Source organism: Coleofasciculus sp. H7-2 (genome assembly GCF_042747725.1).
In the GTDB taxonomy this organism is placed as follows: domain Bacteria; phylum Cyanobacteriota; class Cyanobacteriia; order Cyanobacteriales; family FACHB-T130; genus FACHB-T130.
The window spans coordinates 1-26,620 of record NZ_JBHZGO010000073.1; the positions used below are offsets into that span (position 1 = coordinate 1).

General features: G+C 46.0%; 28 protein-coding genes and 1 pseudogene. 13 read left to right on the forward strand and 16 right to left on the reverse strand.

All coding sequences use genetic code 11. The annotated features are described in order from the left end of the window. Nucleotides 1-202: 202 nt before the first annotated feature. The 9 genes from ACFW2W_RS14315 to ACFW2W_RS14355 all read right to left on the reverse strand — a co-directional run bounded on the left by ACFW2W_RS14315 (nucleotide 203) and on the right by ACFW2W_RS14355 (nucleotide 8,855). Nucleotides 203-1,207: a DnaJ C-terminal domain-containing protein gene (locus ACFW2W_RS14315; RefSeq protein ID WP_378179099.1), complete on the reverse strand. Its 1,005-nt coding sequence runs from the start codon at nucleotides 1,205-1,207 to the stop codon at nucleotides 203-205. Nucleotides 1,208-1,283: 76 nt separating this feature from the next. Then, complete coding sequence (locus tag ACFW2W_RS14320) at nucleotides 1,284-1,799, reverse strand: AAA family ATPase (protein WP_378179102.1); 516 nt, start codon at nucleotides 1,797-1,799, stop codon at nucleotides 1,284-1,286. Beyond that, the gene (locus ACFW2W_RS14325; protein ID WP_378179105.1) at nucleotides 1,796-1,927 is read right to left on the reverse strand and encodes a hypothetical protein; all 132 of its coding nucleotides are present in this window, start codon (nucleotides 1,925-1,927) and stop codon (nucleotides 1,796-1,798) included. The genes ACFW2W_RS14320 and ACFW2W_RS14325 overlap by 4 nt, the downstream gene beginning before the upstream one ends. A 72-nt stretch (nucleotides 1,928-1,999) precedes the next feature. Continuing rightward, the gene (locus tag ACFW2W_RS14330) at nucleotides 2,000-3,289 is read right to left on the reverse strand and encodes a glucose-1-phosphate adenylyltransferase (protein ID WP_378179108.1); all 1,290 of its coding nucleotides are present in this window, start codon (nucleotides 3,287-3,289) and stop codon (nucleotides 2,000-2,002) included. A gap of 150 nt (nucleotides 3,290-3,439) precedes the next feature. Continuing rightward, nucleotides 3,440-5,608, reverse strand: a complete 2,169-nt coding sequence (ppk1, locus tag ACFW2W_RS14335) for a polyphosphate kinase 1 (protein WP_378179111.1) — start codon at nucleotides 5,606-5,608, stop codon at nucleotides 3,440-3,442. A 444-nt stretch (nucleotides 5,609-6,052) separates the two neighbouring features. After that, nucleotides 6,053-6,262, reverse strand: coding sequence for a hypothetical protein (locus ACFW2W_RS14340; RefSeq protein ID WP_378179115.1), 210 nt, complete (start codon nucleotides 6,260-6,262; stop codon nucleotides 6,053-6,055). A gap of 139 nt (nucleotides 6,263-6,401) precedes the next feature. Next, nucleotides 6,402-7,007 (reverse strand): superoxide dismutase, encoded by a 606-nt coding sequence (locus ACFW2W_RS14345; RefSeq protein WP_378179118.1) that lies wholly within the window; start codon nucleotides 7,005-7,007, stop codon nucleotides 6,402-6,404. Between the two features lie 228 nt (nucleotides 7,008-7,235). Beyond that, complete coding sequence (locus ACFW2W_RS14350) at nucleotides 7,236-7,730, reverse strand: TIGR00725 family protein (RefSeq protein WP_378179121.1); 495 nt, start codon at nucleotides 7,728-7,730, stop codon at nucleotides 7,236-7,238. Nucleotides 7,731-7,967: 237 nt separating this feature from the next. After that, on the reverse strand, nucleotides 7,968-8,855 hold the full coding sequence (locus tag ACFW2W_RS14355; RefSeq protein ID WP_378179124.1) for a 4-hydroxybenzoate solanesyltransferase: 888 nt from the start codon (nucleotides 8,853-8,855) through the stop codon (nucleotides 7,968-7,970). 110 nt (nucleotides 8,856-8,965) lie between these two features. Between ACFW2W_RS14355 and ACFW2W_RS14360 the strand changes: the two genes are divergently transcribed. The 5 genes from ACFW2W_RS14360 to ACFW2W_RS14380 all read left to right on the forward strand — a co-directional run bounded on the left by ACFW2W_RS14360 (nucleotide 8,966) and on the right by ACFW2W_RS14380 (nucleotide 15,645). Then, on the forward strand, nucleotides 8,966-10,639 hold the full coding sequence (locus ACFW2W_RS14360; RefSeq protein ID WP_378179127.1) for a Ppx/GppA phosphatase family protein: 1,674 nt from the start codon (nucleotides 8,966-8,968) through the stop codon (nucleotides 10,637-10,639). A gap of 582 nt (nucleotides 10,640-11,221) precedes the next feature. Beyond that, entirely contained in the window at nucleotides 11,222-12,130 is a 909-nt protein-coding gene (locus ACFW2W_RS14365) for a hypothetical protein (RefSeq protein WP_378179130.1), read from the forward strand. 199 nt (nucleotides 12,131-12,329) lie between these two features. Continuing rightward, nucleotides 12,330-14,249, forward strand: a complete 1,920-nt coding sequence (locus tag ACFW2W_RS14370; protein ID WP_378179133.1) for an Hsp70 family protein — start codon at nucleotides 12,330-12,332, stop codon at nucleotides 14,247-14,249. Nucleotides 14,250-14,395: 146 nt separating this feature from the next. After that, nucleotides 14,396-14,851 carry a DUF29 domain-containing protein gene (locus tag ACFW2W_RS14375; RefSeq protein WP_378179136.1) on the forward strand — a complete coding sequence of 152 codons (456 nt, stop codon included), beginning with the start codon at nucleotides 14,396-14,398 and terminating at the stop codon, nucleotides 14,849-14,851. Nucleotides 14,852-15,030: 179 nt separating this feature from the next. Further along, complete coding sequence (locus ACFW2W_RS14380; RefSeq protein ID WP_378179139.1) at nucleotides 15,031-15,645, forward strand: hypothetical protein; 615 nt, start codon at nucleotides 15,031-15,033, stop codon at nucleotides 15,643-15,645. On the opposite strand, the gene ACFW2W_RS14385 is transcribed toward ACFW2W_RS14380, so the two are convergent. The 5 genes and pseudogenes from ACFW2W_RS14385 to ACFW2W_RS14405 all read right to left on the reverse strand — a co-directional run bounded on the left by ACFW2W_RS14385 (nucleotide 15,637) and on the right by ACFW2W_RS14405 (nucleotide 17,861). Beyond that, nucleotides 15,637-15,846 (reverse strand): type II toxin-antitoxin system HicA family toxin, encoded by a 210-nt coding sequence (locus ACFW2W_RS14385; RefSeq protein ID WP_378179142.1) that lies wholly within the window; start codon nucleotides 15,844-15,846, stop codon nucleotides 15,637-15,639. The genes ACFW2W_RS14380 and ACFW2W_RS14385 overlap by 9 nt on opposite strands. Next, the gene (locus ACFW2W_RS14390; RefSeq protein ID WP_378179145.1) at nucleotides 15,843-16,046 is read right to left on the reverse strand and encodes a type II toxin-antitoxin system HicB family antitoxin; all 204 of its coding nucleotides are present in this window, start codon (nucleotides 16,044-16,046) and stop codon (nucleotides 15,843-15,845) included. The genes ACFW2W_RS14385 and ACFW2W_RS14390 overlap by 4 nt, the downstream gene beginning before the upstream one ends. A gap of 287 nt (nucleotides 16,047-16,333) precedes the next feature. Further along, nucleotides 16,334-16,987 (reverse strand): acyl carrier protein, encoded by a 654-nt coding sequence (gene acpP / locus ACFW2W_RS14395; RefSeq protein ID WP_378179148.1) that lies wholly within the window; start codon nucleotides 16,985-16,987, stop codon nucleotides 16,334-16,336. Between the two features lie 133 nt (nucleotides 16,988-17,120). Next, on the reverse strand, nucleotides 17,121-17,456 hold the full coding sequence (locus tag ACFW2W_RS14400; protein WP_378179151.1) for a XisI protein: 336 nt from the start codon (nucleotides 17,454-17,456) through the stop codon (nucleotides 17,121-17,123). Next, a pseudogene (locus tag ACFW2W_RS14405) lies at nucleotides 17,444-17,861 on the reverse strand (element excision factor XisH family protein). The gene ACFW2W_RS14400 and the pseudogene ACFW2W_RS14405 overlap by 13 nt, the downstream one beginning before the upstream one ends. A 208-nt stretch (nucleotides 17,862-18,069) precedes the next feature. Here ACFW2W_RS14405 and ACFW2W_RS14410 point away from each other — a divergent pair. Next, a complete protein-coding gene (locus ACFW2W_RS14410) occupies nucleotides 18,070-18,411 on the forward strand; it encodes a XisI protein (RefSeq protein ID WP_378179154.1) in 342 nt (113 codons plus the stop codon). 75 nt (nucleotides 18,412-18,486) lie between these two features. Here the strand turns inward: ACFW2W_RS14410 and ACFW2W_RS14415 are convergent, their stop codons facing one another. Then, nucleotides 18,487-19,050, reverse strand: a complete 564-nt coding sequence (locus ACFW2W_RS14415; protein WP_378179157.1) for a Uma2 family endonuclease — start codon at nucleotides 19,048-19,050, stop codon at nucleotides 18,487-18,489. A gap of 190 nt (nucleotides 19,051-19,240) precedes the next feature. On the opposite strand from ACFW2W_RS14415, the gene glgA reads away from it, so the two are divergent. From glgA to plsY, 7 genes are all read left to right on the forward strand, one after another. Then, nucleotides 19,241-20,713, forward strand: coding sequence for a glycogen synthase GlgA (glgA, locus tag ACFW2W_RS14420; protein WP_378179160.1), 1,473 nt, complete (start codon nucleotides 19,241-19,243; stop codon nucleotides 20,711-20,713). 47 nt (nucleotides 20,714-20,760) lie between these two features. Continuing rightward, nucleotides 20,761-20,907, forward strand: coding sequence for a hypothetical protein (locus ACFW2W_RS14425; RefSeq protein WP_378179163.1), 147 nt, complete (start codon nucleotides 20,761-20,763; stop codon nucleotides 20,905-20,907). A 14-nt stretch (nucleotides 20,908-20,921) separates the two neighbouring features. After that, complete coding sequence (locus ACFW2W_RS14430) at nucleotides 20,922-21,320, forward strand: hypothetical protein (protein ID WP_378179166.1); 399 nt, start codon at nucleotides 20,922-20,924, stop codon at nucleotides 21,318-21,320. Between the two features lie 186 nt (nucleotides 21,321-21,506). Further along, nucleotides 21,507-22,304, forward strand: a complete 798-nt coding sequence (locus ACFW2W_RS14435) for an MlaE family lipid ABC transporter permease subunit (RefSeq protein ID WP_378179169.1) — start codon at nucleotides 21,507-21,509, stop codon at nucleotides 22,302-22,304. A gap of 289 nt (nucleotides 22,305-22,593) precedes the next feature. Further along, entirely contained in the window at nucleotides 22,594-22,992 is a 399-nt protein-coding gene (locus ACFW2W_RS14440) for a DUF3119 family protein (protein ID WP_378179172.1), read from the forward strand. A gap of 73 nt (nucleotides 22,993-23,065) precedes the next feature. Then, entirely contained in the window at nucleotides 23,066-24,334 is a 1,269-nt protein-coding gene (locus tag ACFW2W_RS14445; RefSeq protein WP_378179175.1) for a DUF3086 domain-containing protein, read from the forward strand. A 36-nt stretch (nucleotides 24,335-24,370) separates the two neighbouring features. Next, complete coding sequence (gene plsY / locus ACFW2W_RS14450) at nucleotides 24,371-25,033, forward strand: glycerol-3-phosphate 1-O-acyltransferase PlsY (RefSeq protein WP_378179178.1); 663 nt, start codon at nucleotides 24,371-24,373, stop codon at nucleotides 25,031-25,033. Between the two features lie 58 nt (nucleotides 25,034-25,091). On the opposite strand, the gene ACFW2W_RS14455 is transcribed toward plsY, so the two are convergent. Next, entirely contained in the window at nucleotides 25,092-26,618 is a 1,527-nt protein-coding gene (locus tag ACFW2W_RS14455; protein ID WP_378179180.1) for a VanZ family protein, read from the reverse strand. Nucleotides 26,619-26,620: the final 2 nt, after the last annotated feature.

The window sequence follows — 26,620 nt, forward strand, 5'->3', positions numbered from 1 at the left end:
AGGGTTTTGAGCTATTTTAGCTGTTTTTCTTGCACCTAACCACCTTTTTTCGGCCAGACAAGCTCTAGAGTGTGATCTTTTCCGACTTATTCAGCAAGCCCTATGTATAAGCTTTGCGTAAGTCCTGCCTAAATCAAATCCCCCTGCCTCTTGGCGGGAAAGGGGCAGGGGGTGGGGTTCAGATGGGAAGCTTGTATAAAGTCTACAGCCGTACCTGCGGCAAATTGCTGCGGGGATTGAAGGTGCGGCTCTCCCGGATTTTCTCGTAATATTCTCGTTCGTTCGGACTAAGTTCTTTCGGCGTCACAATCAGAATCTTCACCAGCTGGTCAGAACGTCCGCCTTTGGGGTTGGGCCAGCCTTTGCCGCGCAGCCGCAGAGATTGTCCCGAACGGACACCAGGGGGAACGTTGACGGTGACAGAACCATCCGGCGTCGGCACTTCCACGGGTGCCCCCAACACGGCTTCATCTGGCGTTACCGGCACTTCGCAGACCAGATTATCGCCATCAAATTGGAAGAACGAGTGAGGCAGCAGTTCCACAGTTAAGTACAAGTCACCCCGCTGCTGAGTGTATGGACTGACTGAGCCTTTGCCTTTGATGCGAATGCGACTGCCTTGTTTAGCGCCAGGGGGAATCCGAACGTCAATGGCTTCATTGCCTAAATCTAAACGCTTCTGGACGCCGTGAAAAGCCTCTGAGAGGCTGAGTTTGATGACGGCTTCTCGATCGGCGGCTCCTGGAGGCTGCTGATCGAAGCCAGAATACCCGCCAAAGTCTGTATACCCAGTGGAGCCTGTGGAAGTGCGATAAGTGGTGCGGCGTCCAGCACGACTGCCAGGGCGGGCACTGGCACCCCCTAAGCCGCCCAGTAGATCGTTGACAAATTCGTCAAAACTGCCGTACTGGCTAAAGTCAAAGCCACCAAAATCAACGTTAACTCCGCCTGGATAGGGCGATCCTTCCCCGACTTGTTTCCAGTACTGTCCGAACTGATCGTACTTTTTACGTTTTTCTGGGTCGGATAGCACTTCGTAGGCTTCGCTGACTTCCTTGAAGCGAGCTTCAGCTTCTTTGTTGCCAGGGTTCATGTCAGGGTGGTACTTTCGTGCCAGTCGCCGGTAGACTTTTTTGATTTCATCGGCACTGGCGGTTTTACTGACTCCCAGGATGGCGTAATAGTCTTTAAAATCGGTCGCAGCCATTAACCTGCCTCCTCTCGTCTAAAAATTTAGTTTAAGTTTTATTTTTTACCTTCACAGAGCTAGGGTATCAAATCAGTCAATGAATATGAGTTCGGCTTGTCCGCACCGATGCGATCGCGATTTCCGTACTTGCTGCTGAATAACGGATTAAGCGATCTAATCCATCAGCAAGGGTCGGCGGTGCTTCTACCAGTTGTCGGTGCATCTGTAAAATGACTTCTTCAGGGACTTGGCGCGATCGCAATCGATTCCTTTCCAGACATTCCTGCACTGGCGTATCTAGCCACAAGCCGGTAATCTGGGTAAAACCGCGATCGCGAGAAGTGGCGATCGCTTCTCGTCGATGTTTACGAGCCGCATTCGTAGCGTCGTAAATCGCTTGTCTTTTCTCCTCAACGGCTTGGCTTAATTGGCGCTGTACCTCGCCCCACACCAACAGCCACGACCCTTGAATCGCTTCATCCCCAAAAAGTTGTTCCCGGATAGCGTCTGTGGCAATCAGCCGATGCAGAGGGCATTCTGCTACTAGCTGTTGCGCCAGAGAAGATTTGCCGCTACCGGGCAACCCAATTAGGAGAATTAATCGAGTCATGTTTCGGTGTTGGGAAGTAAAAATGTCCGACGACTCGCATTCGCGGCTAAACAAACAAAGCCTGCTCTCGTCAGGCTTCGTTCTTCTAGCCCCAGGCTTCTAGCCTGTGGGCGTATATTTGCTGCCATCGGGATGCTCCCGAATCGCGTCTCTATTTAAAACTCTTTCCCAATTAACAATTCCCCGTACTAATTCCCATCCTAAATGATGGTTCCATCCGGAATCAAGGCATTTTTCAGTACCACAACAATGCCGCTGCGGATGTAGAAACCTTCGCTTTCGCGCTCGGCTTCTTCTATCCTGTCTTTGTTGATGATTTGCACATTGCAACCAATGTGGGCGTTTTTGTCAATGATGGCGCGGCGAATCCGGGTGCCTGAACCAATCCCCAAGGGAACTTTACCGTCTTCACAGTGAGCTTGTCGTTCGGCGAAGGGTTGGTATAAGTCGGCACCCATAACCAGGGAGTCTTCAATTAAGCAACCAGATTCAATGCGCGATCGCACTCCCAAAACTGAATGCTCAATCCGACATTCTTTCAGGATGCAGCCTTCCCCAATAATCGACTCGGTGATCTGACAATCTAATAGCTTACTGGGCGGTAAGTAACGAGCGCGAGTGTAAATTGGAGCATCCTCATCGTAGAAACTAAAAGGCGGCTGCGGTTGCCTGGTGAGAGCCAGGTTCGCTTCATAGAACGACTCCATCGTTCCAATATCTTCCCAGTAGTCATTAAATAAATAAGCTTGGACATTAAAATCCTGCGCCGAAGCCGGAATAATCTCCTTACCAAAATCGGTTCTCTCTTGGTTACTTTGCAGCAGCTGCATCAGCACCTCTTTTTTGAAGACATAAATCCCCATTGAGGCGATGTAGGGATTTTTCTTCGCTTCTTCCGGACTCAATCCCAGCGTAGTCGTATCGACTTGCATACTCCTCAGAGCATCACCTTTGGGCTTTTCGCTGAAATCGATCACCCGTCCGGTGTCATCAATTTTCATTAAGCCAAAATCGGACGCCCGTCGCTCATCCATTGGCACAACGGAGAGGGTGATATCGGCATTGGTGTCGCGGTGGCGTTGCACGAACTGGCGATAGTCCATGCGGTACAGATGATCTCCTGACAAAATCAGGTACTCATCAACGTTCCACTCATCCAACAGCCAGAGATACTGGCGGACAGCATCGGCAGTGCCTTGGAACCAGTTGGGGTTTTCTGGCGTTTGCTGGGCGGCTAGCACCTCCACAAACCCTTCTGTGAAGCCAGCAAAACTGTAGGCACGGGCGATATGGCGATTGAGGGAAGCTGAATTAAATTGCGTCAGGACGTAGATTTTGTAAATCTCTGAGTTAATGCAATTGCTGACGGGAATATCGATTAGGCGATACTTTCCTGCCAGAGGCACGGCTGGTTTAGCTCGCAGCTTGGTCAGTGGGTAAAGGCGGGTGCCAGCGCCACCTCCGAGAATGATGCTTAGAACTTTTTTCACTTCAAACCTCTCGATTGCCAGTCAACTCCCAAAACCAGTGTCGGACGGTCTGGGGCAGTTGGCAAGGGGGGGAGCGGTAATCGGTGGTAGGGGTCGTGGATAATTAGGAAAAAGTAGGGGCAGGCACAAGGCACTGCCCCTACAACTTATCTATTGCAGTGCCATTTCCATCAAAATTTTCTGGGCACTTTGTTCTCTTTCCTTCTCACTGGGGTGACGTTGAATGTAACGACCATCTGGTTGTAAATCCCAGGCTTGACGGTTATCTGCGAGCATAATGCCTAAGATTTCTTGTAAATCTTTAGAAATTTCGGGATCTTCTACTGGCGCGATCGCTTCCACCCGTCGATCCAAGTTGCGGCGCATCCAATCAGCACTGCCAAGATAAACTTCCTCGCTGCCAGCATTTTGAAAGTAAAAAATCCGCGAGTGTTCTAGAAAGCGCCCGACAACGCTAATTACCCGGATATTTTCACTCACCCCTTCCAAACCGGGTCGCAAACAGCAAATTCCGCGTATAATCAAATCGATTTTTACCCCAGCGAGGCTGGCTTCGTAAAGCGTAGCGATGATTTGGGGGTCTGTCAGGGAATTCATTTTGGCGACAATTCGACCGCTTTTGCCATGATGGCAATGTTCTATCTCGCGGCGGATCAAACTCACAAAGCGATCGCGACAATTCACTGGGGCTACCAACAGCTTGCGGTAAGACCGTTGCCGCGAATAACCCGTCAAGTAATTAAATAAATCCGTCAAATCCGCCCCCAAGTCTTCGCGGCAGCTTAACAGCCCCAAATCTGTATAAATCCGAGCTGTTTTGGGATTATAGTTACCCGTGCCGATGTGGACATACCGGCGAATCTGGTTTTCTTCGCGGCGTACCACCAAAACCACTTTGGTGTGCGTCTTTAAACCCACCAAACCATAGACCACATGAACACCCGCTTGTTCTAACTTACGTGCCCAGTTGATATTATTCTCTTCATCAAAACGGGCTTTCAGTTCCACCAGAACCGCCACCTGCTTGCCATGCTCAGCCGCTGTAATTAGCGCATTGAGAATCGGCGAGTCCCCCGATGTTCGGTAGAGGGTCATTTTAATCGCCAGCACATTTGGATCGATCGCCGCCTGGGTAATGAAGCGCTGTACCGTTCCCCCAAAAGATTGATAAGGATGGTGAACCATCAAATCTGCGGTGCGAATTACCGAGAAAATATCTTCTCCCTCATCCAGATCCGGTTCGCTCAAGCGTCGCAGGCGTGGAGGTATCCCTGGCGTCCACACAGGATCTTTCAGTTCCGGGAGTGGCAATTGCATGAAGTACATCAAATCTGCCAGCCCCAATAGCCCGTCCACCTCGTAAACATCCCGCTCCAACAGCCCCAGTTCCCGCCTCAGCATCCCTTTCACCGATTCGGGCATGGAAGCTTGAATTTCCATCCGTACCGCCGAACCACCCACCCGACGTTTACGCAGTTCTTGCTCAATCGCCAGCATCAGATCGTCGGCTTCATCCTCTTCCACCTCCAAATCTGCATTGCGGGTGATTCGGAAGGGGTGATATTCCTGAATATTCATCCCCGGAAACAGCGACTCTAGATTATGGGCAATCACCTGTTCTAGGGGCACACCCATCCAAATCAGCCGTTCATTCCGGAATCGTTCCTCTTCGAGTGCAGACGACCGACTTCCCAGCCCGGATTCTAACCGTAAGGGCAAAAATCGAGGTAAAACTTTTGGTACTTTCACCCTGGCAAACAGTTCTTCACCCGTGTCCGGGTCTTTGACCACCACAGCCAGATTCAGGCTGAGGTTGGACATATAGGGAAAAGGATGGCTGGGATCAACAGCCAAGGGGGTCAGAACTGGGAAAATTTGCTCTTCAAAATAGTTTTGCAGGTAAGCCCGCTGTTCCTGGTTCAAATCCACGTAGTCTAGAAGATGAATGCCTTGCGCGGTCATCAAGGGTCGCAATGCCTTCTCAAAGTGTTGATTCTGTTGCGTTACTAGGGGTCGTGCGGACACGCTAATCTCTTCTAGCTGGTCGCTGGGCGTCCGACCATCGGGCGTCAGCTGGCTCACCTTTGCTTCCACCTGTTGCTTAAGAGCAGCGACGCGCACCATGAAGTATTCGTCGAAGTTGGCGCTGAAAATCCCCATGAATTTCAGACGTTCTAGTAGCGGCGTCCGAGGATCGATCGCTTCATGCAAAACTCGATTGTTAAACTCCAACCAGCTGAGTTCTCGGTTGAAATAGTACTGCGGATGGTTTGGGTCAATATTATCTTGTGTGGCTGAGGTCTTTTTCGCTTTTGACATATATTCTAATGGGAGGGAGGCAGGCAGGTATTCATTGTTACTTGCAACACCAACCAGTTAATTCCATCTGAATTGAGCGCAGATTCGCGCTGATTGCTTTACCATTCATTTTCAGGACTCGCCGCACATCACCACATAGTAATGGCAACCACAGGGGGATTGCCCCTACAAAACTCTATATGTATAAGCTTTGCGTAAGTCCTGATTTTTAAAATGCGCTCATCTTAACTCTGGCTGTGTTATTAATTCATCGTATCCTGACTTAGATGACCCAAACCCTATCCACAGAAAGGCGTTAAGTATAGTGACCTCATGCAAAAGCCATAGGTTTATTCTCTCAAGGCAGGCTTCAGTTAGCGATCGCTACGCCCTTCTTTAGCCTGAGACACCAGCACTGGTCGCCAAGCCTATGCCCATCGGACGATAGCAATTCGATGAGTTTTTTCAACCAAATACCTCATCTTCCCTTTCCCGCCACCACTCACCTAGATTCATCAAATCTCGGTGAATATCTGCTAATTCTTGGACATATTCCTCTGGAGAGATCGTCGGGCGGCGTTCTTGTAGTTTCTTTAGCCGCAATTGCACTAATAGCCAAGACTTAGAGATGCTATCTGTTGCTTCGATGTATTGCGCTAGCTCTTTACTATTCATAATTTATCTGGTGGAAATTTTACCTTCTTTAAAGATACAGGCAGCCCAAGTTTACAGAGCATAAAAAAACAGCCACTACTAAAAACGTGGCTGTTTTCAAGATGATTAAATTTGACGTAGCTTAAACATCAGCAGTTATTTAAGCAGCCGTCGCTAAATTTTGGGCAACAAAGTCCCAGTTGATCAAGTGGTCAACAAAGTTCTGCATGAAGTTTGGACGGCTATTCTGGTAATCTAGATAGTAGGCGTGTTCCCAAACATCCATCGTCAGTAAGGGAGTTTGTCCGTAGGCAATCGGGTTTTCCGCGTTCGGAGACTTGATTACTTTCAGGGTGTCACCATCCTCGATCAGCCAAGCCCAGCCGCTACCGAATTGGGTGCCTCCGGCGTTTTTGAACTCTTCTTTGAATTTGTCGAGGCTACCGAAGCTAGCGTTAATCTTTTCCGCTAATTCGCCACTAGGATTGCCGCCTCCATTCGGTTTGATGCCATTCCAATAGAAGGTATGATTCCACACCTGAGCAGCGTTGTTGAATACAGCAGCTTTGTCTGAAGCTTTGTAGGTTGCCTTGATGATTTCTTCGAGCGACTTGTCGGCTAGTTCCGTGTCCTTAACCAGGTTGTTGAGAGTGTTCACGTAAGCAGCGTGATGCTTGCCGTAATGGAACTCAAGTGTCCGCGCCGACATACCAGACGGCTCTAGAGCGTCTTGAGCGTAAGGTAAAGGGGGTAGTTCAAATGCCATTGTGTTCAATCCTCTGCTAACTGCTTTCTAGCTTAAAACTAATGAAGAAGTTTTTTTCTTCTTAATGATATAAGTCTCGCCAGATCGAGGTTGCGATCGCTGGCGATATAAAACTTAACCACTGGATTGTACCTTAAAAGTCGAGAAACAGCCAAAATCAACGCTTTGTGCGAATTTCTATGCCACTTTTCACTAACTTATCTCTATTGCATCTATCCAAAGAGATAATTAATAGCGAGTCAAAGCTTTTCTCACAATTTCGATTGCCGCTGCTGGAGTATTGGCAATCAAAATATGGTTTTCAGACAAGCTTTGGAAAAAAACTTTACTTTCTGAATGATTCGTTAATAAAATCACTTTTTTATAGTTCTTCAAAGCCAGGGCAATTTCCGAAGCCGTTCCCGCACCCATGCCACAGGCAATCACAACATCAGAAGAAAGGACATTAATATTGTTTCTCCCATTTCCCATATCGGTAACAATCGCAATATCTACGGCATCAGAAACAGCGCTGGTATCGTTAGTGGGAAGAATGCCAATTGTTAAACCATTGACAGCTTTTGCACCTTTACTCGCCGCATCCATCACACCAGCATTTCTGCCACCAGTCAGCAAAACCCATCCCTCTTGGGCGATTAATTGACCGAGTTCATAAGCGTTTTCTAAGTCGGTTTCTGTGGCGTTGACTCCTGGTCCCATGACGCCAATTATGGTTTTTCTCATAAAAAACTTACAAGCTAATTTTTTATTAAACGCAAAGGTACGCAGAGGTTCGCGCTTTCGGTACGCAAAGTTATATAGTTTCACCCAACAGCAGTTTTTAAGGGGGCAAAATAAGAATTGCAAGTGTAGCATCAACAAAGTGAATTGCTATTATAAAAAGACGATCAATCGATATTTCCTCTTTGCGTACCGAAAGCGTAAACCTCTGCGTACCTTTGCGTAAAAAAAGACTAACGATTAACGAAGAGAACCAGCAATCATTCCAGCCAGTAAAATAAAGCCGATCCAAACATTTTGGCGAAAAGTTTCACCATATACTGGCGTCGGGATATCTTTTTGGCTGAGTTGAGAATATTGCCAAATCCAGGCTAAGGTTGCAAAACTCAAAGCGAACCAAAAACTTAGCTTTAGATCCATAACAATTGCCAGCCATTCAAGTAAAATAACCGTGCCGGTGAAAAAAACGCCAACAGCTTCAGCAGCATAATTGCCAAAGAACAAAGCGCTGGAATTAATGCCAATCCGCTGGTCATCTTCCCGATCTGACATGGCATAAACGGTGTCAAATCCGAGTGTCCAGAGTACCGTCGCGCCCCATAAAATCCAGGTGGGTTCTTCTAGCTTGGCAGTTACAGCACTCCAGCTAATCAGCACGCCAAAACCCCAAGCAATCGACAGCACTAGCTGAGGCACTGGAAAGATGCGCTTGGCGGTGGGGTAGAAGATAATTACGGGAACTGCCGCCACACACAACCCGAAAGTGAGGGGATTGAGGTAGAGTGCGAGAACCCCAGCGCAACTCATTGCTATCAAGGCGACGACGATGCCGGTTTTGACAGACAAAGCGCGAGAGGCGAGGGGACGCGATCGCGTTCTTTCTACTTGCGGATCGATATCCCGATCCCACAAATCATTGACAACGCACCCGGCAGCACTGGTCGCTAAAGTACCTAGTACAATCACGCCTACCAGCGGCAACGGTGGCTTTCCTCCTGCCGCCAGAAAGACCGCCCATAGTGCCGGAATCATCAATATCAGGCGTCCCGCTGGCTTATCCCATCTCAAAAGCCGGACGATCGTCAGCCAAGTGGGTTCTGTTTCTTTGGGTTCTTGCTGGGTGAGCATGGTCTAGAAAAATGAGTATCCAGAAATATCATTAATCACATCTTTATCCCCTATAGAATATCCTTATTCATCAAATCTCGGCTGGGGAAAGCAACCCTGGATACATCGAAATGGTCAATTTAGTTGCCAACGCTAAAGATAATTCTGCGGGTGTTTCCACTCCTAGTGTGGATCGAGATCGGATTCTGGCTGCGATTGACTTGGGTACCAATTCCCTGCACATGGTGGTCGTGCAAATTCAACCAAAGCTGCCTGCTTTTTCGATTATTGATCGAGAAAAAGACACGGTGAGGCTGGGCGATCGCGATAAAAAGACGGGCAATCTGACACCGGAAGCAATGGAACGAGCGATCGCAGCCCTGCGCCGCTTCCAGGGAATTGCCAACAGTCTCAACGCCGAACAGATTATCGCCGTGGCAACTAGCGCGGTAAGAGAAGCCCCCAACGGGCGAGACTTTTTAAAACAAGTAGAAACAGACTTAGGCTTGTCTGTCAACCTCATTTCCGGTCAAGAAGAAGCCCGGAGAATTTACTTAGGCGTGCTGTCGGGGATGGAATTAAACAACCATCCCCACATCATTATTGACATTGGCGGCGGTTCGACGGAGTTAATTTTAGGGGATAGTCACGAACCGCGATCGCTCAGCAGCACCAAAGTCGGTGCAGTCCGACTAACCGCAGAATTGATCGCCACCGACCCCATCAGCATCGGCGAATTTCAGTACCTACAAGCTTATGTGCGCGGACAGCTAGAACGAGCCGTCGAGGAATTGCGGGCAGTTCTCCAACCGGGGGAACAGCCGCGTTTAGTGGGAACTTCCGGGACGATTGAGACGCTGGTGACGATGCACGCGCGAGAACATCTGGGTACTAACCCCTTTTCACTGAATGGCTACCAGATGAATCTCAAAGACCTCAGAGATTTAATTAATCGCTTGCGAAGGCTTAATTATTCAGAACGCGCTACAATTCCGGGAATGTCGGAGCGGCGGTCAGAAATTATTGTTGCCGGGGCGGTTATTTTACAAGAAGCGATGACGCTGCTGGGCATTGAATCGCTAACGGTCTGCGAACGGAGTCTCCGGGAAGGAGTCATCGTCGATTGGATGCTTTCTCACGGCTTAATAGAAGACAAGCTGCGCTACCAAAGTTCTGTGCGCGAGCGTAATGTAATCAAAACCGCCCGCAAATACGGCGTTAATTTAGAATACAGTCAGCGAGTTGCAGAATTTGCCCTTAGCTTATTTGACCAAACCCAAGGTATCCTCCACCACTGGGGTTCAGAAGAACGGGAACTACTCTGGGCAGCCGCAGTTTTACACAATTGCGGACACCATATCAGTCATTCTTCCCACCACAAACACTCTTTTTACTTAATTCGCAACGGTGAACTTTTAGGCTATACGGAAGCCGAAATAGATGTGATTGCGAATTTAGCCCGTTATCACCGCAAGAGTGCGCCGAAGAAAAAGCACGATAACTATCAAAATCTGCCGACAAAAAAGCATCGGCAGATCGTTGCTCAGTTGAGTGCTTTGCTCAGATTAGCAGTTGCTCTCGATCGGAGACAAATTGGAGCAGTTCAGCAAGTGCAGTGCGAATACAACGCGGAAACTAAAGAACTTCAGCTCCACCTAAAACCAACTCAACCCGATGATGATTGCGCTTTAGAACTCTGGAGTTTAGGTTATAAAAAAGACGTTTTTGAGGCAGAATACGGCGTTAAATTACTGCCAGTTTTGAACGCTTCTGCTGTTCCAATTAGCTATAGCAGTCCTAAATAATTCGTGAATGCGAGGTTCTCGACTTCTTTTCGTGAATGCGAGATTCCCGACTTCTTTAAGAAGTCGGGAATCTAAACTCTGGCTCACCATTCAAGTAAGATTCCTGGCGCTAGTTCTCCTGAGAGCGATCGCGCTGTTCCTTAGGATAGAAGTTGGAATCAGTCGTAAAAGTTATCTTTAGAGTAAGTACCGTCTAAAAAACTTCTCTAAGAACTTTTTCACGGTAAGAAAAATAGCAATATCCCTTACCGAGTTATTATATAGCAATCCTATTTGAGTTGTGCGCGAGTATTCGCCTAAGTGTAGAGACGCGATTAATCGCGTCTCTACAGGGTTTCGCAAATCAAATAGGATTGCTATAGATAGAAAAGTATCAAGGTAGGCAGAAAGTTTTAGATTAACCTGGTCACTCTTTAAGTAAATTCAACAAAGGGGATTCTCAAAAAAATATTGATAACCTTCCCAACCATAAAAATGCCTCATAAAAACAAATTTGTAAAACTAGCTTCAAGCATTTACATAAAATTTTAGTAAGATAACCGATCGTTCAATATTTTAGCAACGCTGAAGTCTTAATTTGCGATGAAAACACTATATACACTTTTTAGCAAAGAACGGAGCGAAGTTCAGACAGAGATCGATAAGGCAACTAGCCCGGAGCAGGTCGTTAAGCTGGTTCAAAAGCGACTCGATAATATTCAGAGCAGTTACGTGGGCGAGTTAAACGTCGCTCAGGTACGTCTAGCTTCCCTATTTCTGGAGACGCTGCGCCAGTCCTTGGGGACTCTTACCGCAGCCAATGAGACGAAAGTTTCGGAGCTAGAGCCTCAGCAAAGTGTTAACCAAGCCCCAAGCTTTTCTCCCAAAAGCTTAATCTTGAAAGTGCTACAGGGACTCATCTGTATAGGTATTTTAGATTCACTATTCTCCTTGACTTCAGATGAGCCAGGAGTTTGGATGGATATCTTACTGGTGTCTCTGCTGGTTGGACTAGAAGTGGTGTCCCAAATCGACAAACGCGATCGCGCCAATCGTGCAGTCTCTCTTCAACTTGTAGAAGCGCCCCAGCCGAGCATCCGGGTCGATAGCCAAGTCTTTCTGGACAACCTTACCGATGCTCTGAACACCATTGATTTGGCAGTCGCCCGGACTGAGGAAGTGAAAAAACCGCTCGACGCTAGTGGAATAGAAGAGCTACCAGAACTGTTGAATCTGCTTCAGAGACTAATGGGTGCGTCAATTCTAGAGAAACCCCAGATGTCGCTTGAACTCACCAAACTGCTGCCACAGATTTTAATGGAGCAGGGAATTCGGGTTCAGATTTACCAAGCGAACGATACTCATCGCGATCGCGAGTATTTTGACTTCGAGCCAAGTATCGATCCTACCGCTAAAGACTATGTAACGATAACTCCCGCTTTGTTTAAAGGCGATCGCTTGCTCCGACGCGGTCGAGTTATTCAGCCAGCCTACTCCCAGGCTAGAGAGTAAGATGTCTTGTCGTCGTGGCTGTATGTAGCCGCAAAGTCTTCATTTAGACAGTATTTCCCTTTTTTCTTAGCCCCCCTTTCCAAGGGGGGTTGGGGGGATCAAAACTCTCAGCTAACAAGGGAAAATCCCCCTAGCCCTGCTTAAAAATAGGGGAATTATTCGGAAAGTTGTACATGGTTGATTAGCGGAAAGTATAACAATGCAAGTTTTAGAAACAATCGGATTCGATCTAGGGCACGGTGAAACAGCGATCGCGAAAGCAAGAGTAGAGAGTATCGAGCCTCCAGAGATGCTTGAGGTTAATAATAAGAAAATTCAAATCACAGCACTGGGTTGGCATCCCGATATCGGTTATCTAATTGGAGAACAAGCATTAATTCAAGCGGGTGTTACTCAGCTTAAAATCGCTTTTAAGCAAAAACCTCATAACGATCCAAATTACAGAGAAACACTCCGCAATTTTATAGAAACCTACTACCGCCTTTTGAAAGAAAGCAAACAGATTGAAGGTGGAGAAACCAGCCAATTTTATGTCGGCTGTCCTTCAGGATGGTCTGTTGACGAACGAGAAGAATATCAAAAGTTACTGAAGGAATCAGGTATTCCCTTACTCAGTGTTGTCCCAGAGTCGCGGGCGGCTTTCATGCAAGCCAAGGAAGCCGGGAAGCTTTCTTATGACAAACTCAAATCGTCGGTGCTAATTGTTGATATTGGCTCTTCGACTACGGATTTTACTCTGGTTAAGAGTTTGCACGAAATCCCGATAGATTTCGGAAGTAACGCTCTGGGAGCTTCCCTAATTGATAAAGCAATTTTTGCCCGGACTCTCGCCAACCACGAAGAAAAGGCGTTACTCGAACGAGTATTGGAGGCATATCCCCATCACCAAGCACGTTGCGAACTTGCTTGTCGCAAAGCTAAGGAAGATTACTTTTCTAACGAACAGGTATACAGCCATCCACAATCATTTGCACGAGGCTTTGAGTCGATCAACGAACAGATTTACTTTGTGCCTCAAGTTAATAAAGCAATTATGGATGAAATCTTGAACCACCCCTTGCCTGAATTGGGCGGCAATTGGATTCAGTCCTTCCGGGAAGCAGTGAATGAGGCGAAAGAAAGGCTCGATAAACAAGGCTTTGTACCGCAATTTTTGCTGATGACTGGGGGTGCATCTCGGATGAAATTTACGCGCCAGATTTGCGAGGAAATCTTCCCGGAACCGGAAACTCAAGTTCGTCCCGATCCAGAACCCGAACGTTGCATTGCCTTGGGTTTAGCGCGGGTAGGAAGATGGGATCTGCGTGCTGCTGCCTTTAAAGAAGAGGTCAATAAACTATTTGACTCAAAGAAGTTAAAAGAGCTGATCAAACGACATATTCCAGATTTAATCGAACTGCTGACGAATCCACTTTCAAATGGTCTGATTGAAAATGTAATTAAACCAAGTCTGAAAGACTGGCAAAACAACAAAATACGAACTTTGTCTGACCTGGAAGACTCTATGAAAAGGCAGGCGGAGCAGTGGATCGAAAGTCCTGGCGCTCGGCAAATTGTTAATACTCAATGTGCCACTTGGTTTAACAGCAAGATCCAACCCGAATTAGCTGAAGAAACCGATCCTATTTGTCAAAAGTTTCAGATACCTAGAAGTAGTTTAAGATTTGAGGAAAGTATCGACCCTGACGTGGTTAGTCCAGACCTATCAATTGGAGACACTATTCTTGCCGAGACAGTGGGGTTTATCGTCAATGTAGTGATTGGTGGAGGGACTGTCGGTAGCATCATCGCTCTAATTTTAACCGGACATTTGACCTGGCCCATCGTGTTAGTCTATGGTGCCTCGGTTCTTGCTGCCGGAGTGGAGATCACCCGCAGCAAAACGCAAGAAGCAATTAAGACAAAGGTAGATGTTCCGAGTTGGAGCCGTTCTCTTCTTTTGAGCGATAGCAAGATCGACTCTACCTGCGAGCAAATGAAACCTGAATTAGAGAAGGTTTTTAGACAACAACTAACAGAAAATCAGGAAGCTTTTGACGAACTGATTGGGAAAGTTGGACAAGAGTTAAAAAAAGCTCTAAATACCAAGGCGGAAGAGGCAGTAATTCTCATTCAGTAGGGATGCGTTAGCGAAGCTTAACGAAGTTATCGCTCTTTCCTTGCTGCTTATGGCTGATTGGATGAGTGCGATCGCTACCATATTACTGACAATCCATTGGGAAACGTCTTGTGTCAGCTAGTTCGGTACTTTGAGAGGAAACGGTTATGACAAGAGAACTAGAAGCTAACCGGCAGAGTTTGTATGAGACAGACTACCTGAAATGGATTAAAACCACTGTAGAAAAGTTACGGGTTAGAGACTACTCTAATATCGACTGGGAAAATCTAATCGAAGAAATCGAGGACATGGGACGAAGTGAGCGCAGGAGCCTAAAGAGTAATCTTATTATTGTCCTGACTCACTTACTTAAGTGGCAATATCAGCCAGAGTTTAGAAGCGGTAGCTGGAAAGGTAGCATCGTTGAGCATCGTAGACGCATTCGCGAAGCTCTAAAAGATTCTCCCAGCCTCAAGCCTTATCTTGAAGAAGTCTTTGTTGAATGTTATTCAGATGCAGTTGATCGAGCAAGCGCTGAAACTGAACTACCATTAGAGAGATTTCCGCAATTATCTCCCTACACATCCGCAGAAGTTTTGGATTCTAACTTTTTGCCAGAATAAGCGATCGCCTTCCCTTGTGACTGAAGATAGCGATCGCGCTACTCCTTCAGGCTAATTGATCTTTCCTCATTTCTGATACTTCTAATAATTAGAAGGTATTTGATATTTAACAGTACAGCGATCGCCAGCCTAGTAAAGCTTCGCCATTATAATTGATTTAAATTATACAGTTCTAGCTTATGGCATACAGTGATTTCACAACCTTAACTAAAGTTAGAGAAGCTTTTGGTTTAACCATTGAAGAATCTATCGATCTATTTACTGATCTTCCAGAAGTCTTGCCAAGTTCTTATCTCCAGACTACCTTAAATGAGAATGTTTTTTTGGCAACTGCCATCAATACAGAAAAGGCTCGTTCAGAATTAATTATTGCTCCGGTTTTATTAGAAATCAGGCGAATATTTAATTTTAAAATCGGCTTTTTCTCCGGCTCGGAGTTTAATGTCGATTTCCAAGCAGGTTTAAGCGGATATTGTGATTATATTCTTACTGCCTCAAAAGAATCCTATGAAATTCGCACTCCGGTTGTTACTTTGGCAGAGGCTAAGAATGAAAGTATTAAATCTGGCTTAGGACAGTGTATTGCCCAAATGGTTGCAGCTCAATTATTTAATCAACGGAATGGAGATGCGATCGAAAGTATCTATGGAGCCGTAACTACGGGAACGGATTGGAAATTCCTCAAGTTAACTAATAAAACAATCTGGATTGATAAGCGAGATTATTTTATCAATGAAGTGAGTCATCTTTTAGGTATTTTAATAACACCGTTTAAAGACTCACAATCACAGTAAATCTTCCTCAGATAGCTGGGCTATTTTCATCAATGCTCTCAACGTTCCAACTTTCAAATCTTGATTGCGGTGAACAGGAATTGACAGGATTTGTTCAACTTCAGGGTTTTCATAGATATGATGACTGCTAGTAATTCTTCGCAAAACCCAACCTTTTTGCTCCACAATCTTGCACAGTCGCTTCCCAGAAATAGATTTCATACAGCAATTTCGACAATTTGATCTGTTGACTCAATTGCATCACGACTGTTTGCAACATCGAGCCAACCTTCAATAGCGTCCTTTAAATTAGCTACCACCTCCTCCATCGTGTCTCCTTCAGTAATGCAACCGGGAAACGCAGGAACCTCTGCCCAATAGCCACCTTCTTCTGCTGGATGAATAATTGCTCTGATTTTCATACACATATTGAGCTAGTTGTTGAGAATATGGTAACAGGCTTCAATGTGGTAGATGAAGAGGCTCGGTAGATAAAATAAGCTTGCAAACCAAGCTACAAAGCTGAAATGGTTGCAGCCCAAATTATTTAATCAACGGAATGGAAAGGCGATCAAAAGTAGCTATGGAGCCGTAACTACGGGAACGGATTGGAAATTCCTCAAGTTGACTGATAAAACAATCTGGATTGATAAGCGAGACTATTTTATCAATGAAGTAAGTCATATTTTGGATATTTTAACAATGCCGTTTAAGATGAAACTTTCTTGTGAATAAAGATCAAGAGTTCCCTGACGGTGCAAGCTACTGCAACTAGATTATCAGAAGAACTACTGAAATATGATAGAGGCTGTTTAATACCCTCCCCCAACAGGTCTTCTGGTATTTCAATGTCGAATTCCTCTTCTAGCGCCATCACCAGCTCAATAGTATCAAGCCCATCAGCGTTCAAATCATTTGAGATATGACTATCCAAAGTCACTTCACTCTCATCTACCTCTAATTGCTCACTGACTATTTTCCGAACTTTAACAAAGATATTAGCTTGGCTCTCCTCGATTCCAAGTTCTCTCATTATTCTAGTTATTTCGTCACGCAAAGGGGCTTCTTCAGCAGCTTTTTCTTCAGCAACACGCCGAGCTTCTTCAGCCATACGCTCCTTTTCAGCAGCTAGCTGATATTTCACATCTCCAATTCGAGAATTAACTACATCTCGTAGTGTGGATAATTCAACTTTATGTCCACTCTGGCTATAAATTCTCGTGGCTAACTCCCACACAACTTGGTCACGATTAGCCTCAAGTGCTTTAAGACTTTCCTCCGTAGCTAATATGGTTTTGTCTAGGTATTTATTGGCTACCATCTTCAGCACTTTTAACTCATAACCTTTATCTACTTCACTCAATGTTTGATCTCCTGCAAATCTCTGCATCGCTTATGAAAGCGATCGCCTAACTCGAACAGACCCCAACGCGATCGCTATGGCTCGAACAAACCAAAACGCGATCGCTAGATACGCAAAAACTTGAAAGCGATCGCTAAGCAACCGCATATCCTGTATACTGCCTTACATCCGGTGGATGAAACCCCAAAACGATTTTGTCTTTAGGAATTCCCGCAGCAACCAGTTCCTTAGTTACGCCATCTTCTATATCATCTCGCTGCACCCAAATCTTATCTTCAATAATATCAAGATGAACAAGGCATCCATGAACGCGCCTTGCCGCATCCCAACCCAGAGTAACTAATAAATAGCTATCAGCTAATTCATCAAAAACTGCCTTACAAGTAAGTTCTCCATGAGCGTATGGAATTTTAGTGTACGGTTCAAGAACGCTCTTGATAATCTTTCGATATTTCTCTAGGGTATCCATCGCACAATTACCTCGGTTTGAGCTTCAAATACGATTAGGTTCAGATTTTCATCAGCAATTAAAAGTTGACCAATTGGTTCCTCAAATAGAGAATTAAACGTTGTGTCGCGAACTGCCAGATATAAAGTCCGATTTGGATTGGTTTGACGCATTACAGCTCGGTAAAGAACAAACTGACCGACTGCATTTTTCAGGTCTTCCATTTCGGAAGCACCAACAAAGCTCTTGATCTCTACTGCAATTTTGCGCTCCTCCCGTTCTGCTGCCAAGAGTTGCCGTGCGCCAAGATCGACATACATATCTTTTTTTGCCCCATCGCAGATGAAACGGATCGTGAGAAATTGTCCACCCATCTTTGACGAGTGCATTCTTCATAGCATCGTGATAGATGTCTAGAGCAGGCATAGGCAACCAATGGATAAAGCTTACAGTCCCCTATCCTAAAATTACCTTGGGTTATTGGATATTGATAGGGCTTAAATCTTGTAGATGTAGGAGAGCGATCGCCTCTCTGTACCTTAGTCCTAAAATAAGGATAAAGTTTGGTGCTTCAGATGCCAGCTCAAGGATATTTATCACAACGTTGTCAAATCGGCTCTTATCATTGTTCTCGATGGACAAACTAAATCACTATCGCAACTTAATCAAGAAAATCTTAATGGAATACTATGAGTGGGCATCTAACACTCCTAGAGATGGTGTAGAGGAATGCTTATCATTTGATGAGGTTCGAGATCATTACTTTTGGTTTCACGTTGGCTGGGATGGCAAGCTCAGAGTGCAGGGAGTAATGGTTTACCTGCGAATTCGAGATGGAAAGATTTGGGTTGAGGAGGATTGGACGAAGCAGGGAATTGTGAATGACTTGCTAGAAGCAGGGGTTCCCCATGAAGATATTGTTTTGGGATTTCAGCATCCAAGTAAGCGATCGCTGACGGAGTTTGCAACCGCTTAGCCCCCAATAGAATAGGTTCACCTTGCGATCGCCTAACTCAAACAAGACCAAGACGCGATCGCTAATTAATTTAGGTTACTCCAACAGCCAACAAAACAACTCTCCCACTGTAAGTCGCAGCTCATTAGCAAAAGATGGCACAGGAAGTTGCTGTTCTGATTCATCAAATACTTCCAAAAGCTGATTTGGAAGATAAACAAACACCGTTTGCTCCTTTGGATCGATCAGCCAACCCATTTGAGTGGCATATTTTAGACAATGCAGAATCTTTTTGGTGACTTTCGTTTGGCTTTGGTCGGGCGATAAGATTTCAATTACCCAATCAGGAGCTGCTTGAAAAACGTTAGCAATTTCGCCATTCTCATCGCGGGGAATTCTAGCCCAGGTAAATACGGACACATCTGGCACAATTGATCGTCCGCCAAAAGTACACCGCAGTTCTGAAAAAGCTCTTGCAACGCGCTGAGGCTTGACAACTGCATTGATAGCACCGGGTAGTTCTGTCTGAATTGTGCTGTGTTTCCCTTGCGGCATAGGTTTTTGGATAATTTGACCATCAATGTATTCGTTAGCGGGTTTCGTTTCTGGTAGCTTCAGAAACTCTTCCAAGATTAAGGGTTTGGATGGTGTCTGTACCATTTGCGAAAAGCCTCCTCATAACTCAGACGAACTTTGCTCTCTATTCTACGGGTCGCATCCAGCGAAGGAAGCTGGAATCAAACAACGATGTCCGGCTTGTTTATACCGAATGGTGGGGTCGCTATTGCTTAGGTATATATATACTTTTGTGAAATTAAGAAAATAGATTTCTATCTCAAGAGGAGTAAAAATGTACATCGTACAAATTGCCTCTGAATGCGCTCCTGTCATCAAAGCTGGTGGTTTGGGAGATGTAGTTTACGGGCTGAGTCGGGAGTTAGAAAAACAGGGAAATTGCGTCGAGCTTATTCTGCCTAAGTACGATTGTATGCGGTACGACCACATCTGGGGACTCCACGATGCTTACCGTGACTTGTGGGTACCTTGGTATGGCGGTAAAGTTCACTGTTCAGTTTATTGCGGCTGGGTACACGGGCGGGTGTGTTTCTTTATCGAACCCCACTCTGAAGATAATTTCTTCAATCGAGGCTGTTATTACGGGTGCAACGACGACAATATGCGGTTTGCGTTCTTCAGCAAAGCCGCTTTAGAATTTCTCCTCCAAAGCAACAAGCGACCTGATATCATTCATTGCCATGACTGGCAGACCGGCTTAGTTCCAGTCATGCTCTTCGAGAATTACAAGTATGAGATGGGTCATCAACGGGTTTGCTACACCATTCACAATTTCAAACATCAAGGGATGGGCGGTACAGAGATCCTGTGGGCAACCGGACTGAATAACGAATCTTACTACTTCACTTACGATCGCCTGCAAGATAGCTTCAACCCTTTTGCCTTGAACTTTATGAAAGGGGGGATTGTTTACGCCAACGCCGTGACTACCGTTTCGCCCCACCATGCCTGGGAAGCCCGCTGCACGGAGATCGGCTGTGGTTTAGGTCATACTTTGCATCTGCACCAGGATAAATTCACTGGGGTACTCAACGGCATTGATAATGATTTTTGGAATCCCGAAAGCGATCGCTATATACCCATTCGCTACAGCAAAGAAAACTTTGAAGAAAAAGCCAAGACTAAAAAAGCCCTCCGGGAGAGACTTCTGCTTGGCGACGTTGATAAACCTATCGTTGCCTACATCGGTCGCTTAGACGCTCAAAAAGGCGTTCATCTTGTCCATCATGCCATTTACTACGCGCTCAACAATGGGGCGCAATTTGTGTTGTTGGGTTCGGCAACAGAACCGGGAATCAATGCCCATTTCCAGTACGAAAAAGGCTTTTTGAACGATAATCCTGACGTTCATCTAGAACTTGCCTTTAATGAAGAGTTATCCCACCTGATCTATGCAGGGGCGGATATGATTATTGTCCCTAGCTACTACGAACCTTGCGGACTGACTCAGATGATTGGCTTAAAGTACGGCACGGTGCCAGTTGTGCGGGCAGTGGGTGGACTGGTGAATACTGTGTTTGACCGAGACTACGACCAAACTAAGCCTCCGGAAGAACGGAATGGCTATGTGTTCTATCACAGTGATGAGCTTGCGTTTGAGTCAGCAATGGAGCGTGCTTTTAAGCTGTGGTACAACCATCCGGAAGAGTTTCGCCAGCTTGCGCTTCAGGGTATGGAGTATGACTACTCGTGGAACGATCCCGGAGCGGAATATTTGAAGATTTACGACCAGATTCGACACAAATGAAGCTAAATTGTGGTCGCTGGAATCTGTGAAGTAAGCCTTTTGTGGTTGTGCCTCACTTTTGGGGGGCACAATCTTGCCTGACTTGGGTAAAGACAGCATTTTCTAACGAATTCTGTCAGAATTGCGATCGCGCGACAGAACTCTTGGTGAGGGTTGGAGATTTGGCAACGACGAAAGCGATCGCCGAAGATTAATTTCCACGTAAATTTTGGTAACGATAAAAGGCGTAGGTGTCAAACATGGCTCCAGCAATGCTACAGGTAAAACCGATTACCAGAAGACCTTCGATGGAACACCCGCTGCCGAAGACGGTGAGAAACTCCAAAATCAGCGCTCTGCCGCACTGACTGACTGCTTCGAGGAGGGGAATGTAACCCAGTATGGACAGACTTGCCAACACACTAGCGAACAGGAGAATCGGGGCGGTGAAGCTGAGAAAACTCGTCAGGATGAGGGAACGGAAATAGTTAGGCAAAATGTTCATGAAACCGTGGGTGTGAATGAACTGCCGAGCGTGGAATCGGGAACGATACTTTCAACCTTTATATACAATAGGAGCGATCGCGGACGCTATGCCGATCTGTCAGAAATCTTAAATAAACCTTAAAAATCTTGTTTAAAGTCCGTAAACATATCTCAGAAATTCATTCATTCTTTCTAGAGGAGTGCCGTAGGGGCAGAGTCTCCCCGCCCCTCGAATGCTGAGTTACAACACAAACAGCACAAAAGAGATTCTTGTAGCTCGCCGCTCATCAGCTATGCTTTACAAAGTTGTTGAGTCAGCAGGGCATCCTTGAGCGAGACTACTTCCGGTTCCAGCTTAGAGTTATGGGGTCAGCGATTGCTGGCGGCGATTTTGCTGGGTGGGCAGGTGGTGGTTCACCTCCTGACCAAAAAAATCCATCGGCGCAACACCCTCGACCAAATGGCAATGGTTGGTCCAGAATCGCTCTTAATTGCTCTAGTCACTGCCGGTTTTGTCGGCATGGTATTTACTATTCAGGTGGCGCGAGAATTTGTCAACTTGGGTGCGGGTAGTGCTGTGGGCGGAGTGCTGGCGCTTTCCTTATGCCGGGAACTTGGCCCCGTCCTGACTGCCGTGATTTTGGCGGGACGAGTCGGTTCGGCGTTTGCCGCTGAAATTGGCACGATGCGCGTCACCGAGCAAATTGACGCCCTCTATATGCTGAAAACCGACCCGATTGATTACCTAGTGATTCCCCGCGCGATCGCCTGCTGCTTAATGCTGCCAGTTTTAACCATTTTGTCTATCCTCACCGGCATGGCGGGGGGATTGCTAATTGCTAGAAATCTCTACGGAATTTCCCCAACTATATTTTTAGAGTCTGCCCGGAATTTCCTGCAAGTCTGGGATTTGTGTAGTGCATTAATTAAGGCATTTTGCTTTGGGGCGCTGATTGCCGTAATTGGTTGCAGTTGGGGCTTAACAACCACTGGGGGAGCAAAAGGCGTTGGACAATCGACCACCACGGCAGTCGTCACAGCTTTGCTGGCTATCTTTATTTCTAACTTTTTCTTATCGTGGTTGATGTTTCAGGGAACTGGTAGTGCCGTACTTAAAGGGGTCTGAGGCTGAAAACCTTTAAAATAAATAAAGTTGCAATCCCGATTTTAATCTCGAATCGGGATTTAGACTGCCGCCCCCTGAAAGACTATCCAAATCTCGGATGTGTAGGCTGGGCCCTTAGAACGAAACCCAGCACTGGTGCAGTTTGTTGGGTAACGCTATCGCTCTACCATTCCCTACGATTTTTCAAGAGTTTCAGGAGTTTTGGATAGTCTTTCAGCTGCCGTCCCACTTCAGCTTGTACGCCAAGAAAGTGGGTAGGTCTAGTACGATAGTTTACAATACCGGGTTTATGCCTGTGACTACTACTGCGTCTTCTTTACCATCACAAACTGTTGAACTGGCACCCAGCTACGCACTCCCTTTGGTGTTGGTGGCAGCTTCGATTGGGCTGTTATTAGTTCAACCTTGGGTGAGTTTAGCGATCGCTGCATTTGGGTTGTTCCTGCTGTTTCAGGCGGCAACAATTCGCCTGCAATTCACCGAAACAGCATTAGATGTTTATCGTTCCCAAACCTTAATTCGACGTTTTCCTTACCAAGAATGGCAAAATTGGCAGATATTCTGGACTCCAGTGCCGATTCTGTTTTACTTCAAAGAAGTCAAAAGCATTCACTTTTTGCCGGTTCTCTTCGATCCCAAAATGCTAAAAACTTGCCTGGAACAACGCTGTCCAAAAGTAAGTGCGTAGGGGCACACAGATGCGCGTCCCTACAACTGAGTCCTGAGTAGTTAGTTGTTAGTTGTTAATTGTTAGTTGTTAGATGAATTCAGACGAACCTCAAACCCAAGAACAAGAGCAAGAACAAAAGCAAGAGCAAGCGCCAGTTGTTGAAACATCGGACAATTTAGAAGAGCAAGAAGAGGAAACTGTAACTCCCGATCCAGCCTCAGACAATCTTGTAGCAACGCAAATTGTCGCCGTTGTGGAGGTATTTGATGATTCAGAAGCGGAAATTGTCGCCGTTGTTGAGGCATCAGATAATTCTGAGGAGCCAAGTGTAACTGTAGCGGTGGACAATCCCGCTGACAATGAGACAGTAAAAACGCCAGATCCCGTCTCTGTTCTAGAGCAACGAGTGGCTGATTTACAACGGCAAGAGGAGGCATTAATTCAGGAAATTGCCGCACTGCAAGCTTCTCATAACAAAATGCTGCAAGACCAGATGGCTCAAACTCAAGCGGCTTTAAGTCGCCTGGTGCAGGAGTCTTTGAACGAGCTGGAACAACGCAGACAGACACTACAAATTTCCGTAGAACAACTGGAACGACGACGGGAACGCATCCGAGAGGAAATGCGAAGAAGCTTTGCTGGCACCTCCCAAGAACTGGCAATTCGGGTGCAAGGCTTTAAAGATTATCTCGTCGGTAGCTTACAAGATTTGGTGGTAGCGGCAGAAGAATTGCAACTCCAGAAGGAACCGGAACCCGCAAAGCCAGTTCCAGCGGTGGAATCGAAGGCGGCATCGCCTGTAAACCCCAAATTTACAGAACAGAGCTTTCAATCAACTGCAAAACAAATTCGCAGTATTTTAGACCAGTACCGGACGCGACCTGACTATTATGGCCCGCCCTGGCAATTGCGTCGTACCTTTGAGCCGGTTCATGCGGAGCGAGTTGCGAACTGGTTTTTCGCGCAAGGGGGAAGAGGCGCTTTGCGGACGATGGGCAGTCGCTTGCAAAATATCCTGATTGCTTCGTCGGTCATCTCGGTATTAAGCACGCTGTATGGCGATCGCGTTCGCGCCCTGCTCCTCGCTAACTCCCCAGAACGATTAGGAGAATGGCGGCGGGGTTTACAAGACTGTCTGGGCATTTCCCGCGCTGATTTTGGTCCAGAACAAGGAATTGTTTTGTTTGAATCCCCAGAAGCGGTCGTGCAAAAGGCAGAGCGTCTCGTCAAGGAACGGCAGATGCCGCTGATTATCATTGATGAGACAGAAGAGCAGATTAATCTGTCGCTGCTGCAATTTCCCCTCTGGTTAGCTTTTGCACCCGATCCTCAGCAGATGTCCGCTGATATGAGATATTAGCGACAGACTAATTGAGCTACAAGCAAGAGGCGTTAGATGGGTCTACAGCTGGCTTTAAGTGGGGCATTGTTAATCGCAGCCTATCTCTTAGGCTCGATTCCTACGGGTTATATGGCAGGACGCTGGCTCAAAGGGATTGATATTCGAGAGCAAGGATCTGGCTCGACGGGTGCCACCAATGTTCTCAGAACCCTAGGAAAAGGGCCAGCCATCGTGGTGGTAGCGATCGATCTGTTGAAAGGAGTCGGCGCGATCGCGTTGGTTTACGCCTTGTATACCTTTGCACCAATGCCTGTCCTGCCTGCCACCTGGCAATCTTGGCTAGTCGCTGGCACCGGATTCGCTGCCACCGTCGGTCATAGTAAATCTGTCTGGCTGAACTTCACGGGTGGTAAATCAGTTGCAACTAGCCTCGGCGTTTTATTAGCCATGTCCCTACCAGTGGCGTTGGGAACGGCGGCGGTGTTTGGCGTGGTTATCGCCGTTTCTCGAATTGTCTCCCTCGGTTCCATTGCGGGCGCGATCGCGGTTTCCATTTTGATGCTAATTTTCAAGCAGCCGTTACCTTATCTAATATTTGCGAGCGCTGGCGGTATCTACGTCGTCTGGCGACACCGCAGCAACATTGAGCGTTTACTTGCCGGTACCGAACCCCAAGTAGGTCAAAAATTAGCAACAGAACCCGAACAAAGTTCCTAACGAGTAGAGATGCGTAAGCGTTCCGGTACTCAATGCCATTTCGCGTCTCTGCTCTTTTTTATGCTGCTATCTCGCCGCGTAACCAAGATTCAGCCCACCGTTTCACGATTAGCATGGTGCTAACAGCAAGTGCCATGCTAAAGAGTAGATTCTCCAGCCTAATTGCTCTCTGAGTTCCAGTTGCTAACATGACTTCCAATATTAAAGCGGGGGCTAAAATTCCTCCACAAAGCAATAAGGCATAAAAAATAACTTTTCCCCTGGTTTTAGCACGAATGAGTGCTAAAAATAAACCGAGAGGGATAAAGATTAATCCATAATACAAAATCTTGTAGATTTCTAGCTTGATACTATTAGCATCAAAAGGTAATAGCTGAAAAGTCATCACTTCGGGAATCAGTTTCAGGGCGTAGGGTTGTTTTACTCCATCTATGTAAATTTGAAGAATTGACCCTTTATAGGTGAGAAGCAGCTGATGATTGTTGGTGTCCCCAAAAACATCTGGAACATTTAGTTGATAACTTGTGGCATTTTTTCCGGTGATTGGAGTTCGCACTCGAAACACTAAATCCGATCCCTTTTGTCCAAGGGTAAAATTGCGGTTTTCATCATCTGCTGAAAGTGAAATAATTCGGGCAGGGCCATGCTGCATTATGTCCGCAGTAGCGACAACGGCACCTAGCGTAAATTGAGAAGTTGCGGCAATCTTTTGTGTCATCAAAGCTACAGAGCTTTTTGTCTCTAGCCAATGATTGGAATCGAGAGAAACACCTCTTTGATCCTGAGTGGTTGGAGAATTTTGTCGCCAAGATAAATCTGGAAGGTGCCCAGTTAAATCGGGGTAACTGCCTGTACCTGCCAACTGATATACAGCTACTAGGTATTTTTTGATTGCAGAAAATGGAATTTCCGAGGAAAATGCGGATTCTGCTTCTTGGTCTGAAACTGCTTTATTCGCGACATATAGCTCGGAAATATATCCTTTCCAAGGTCTATTTCCCGTTGGCTCATTGCCAATACTCAGCGGGAAAGTTTGATTCCAATTGCTGAGACTTCCAGAATTTTGCCAAACGAGCGTTGTTATAAAAATCAATATAATATATCCAATAAAAACAGCCGTTAACTTTTTGATTGAAAGGAAACTCTTATTGCTTCTAACAAGATTTAAGGTGGCTCCCTGGATTTTATCTTTCCCCACACGAAAGCATAAAAAGCCGATAAAAGCACCTAAAATACTGGAACCAATATCAAATAAAGAGGAACTTCGAGAAGGGATAAATAATTGCAAAACCTCAATTATAAAACTCAAACAAAAAGAAGTTAATAAGGTGAAACCAAGTATCTTTATTCCTGGAAATCTTTTTCGCTGTGTCAAACAGGAAAAGGTAAAACCAAAAGGAAAAAATAATAAAACGTTAGTGATTAAGTCGTAAAAATTTCTTAATTTAAAAAATTCTGAAGTGAGAAAGCGATAGTTTATTTTAATAGCATTCTCTTTAAAGGCGAAATCATAAGGAAAGAGTGTAACAGCTAGTATCAGCAAAAGGCTAAAAATAAAGATTCTACTCGCCCATTTTTGCCACATAA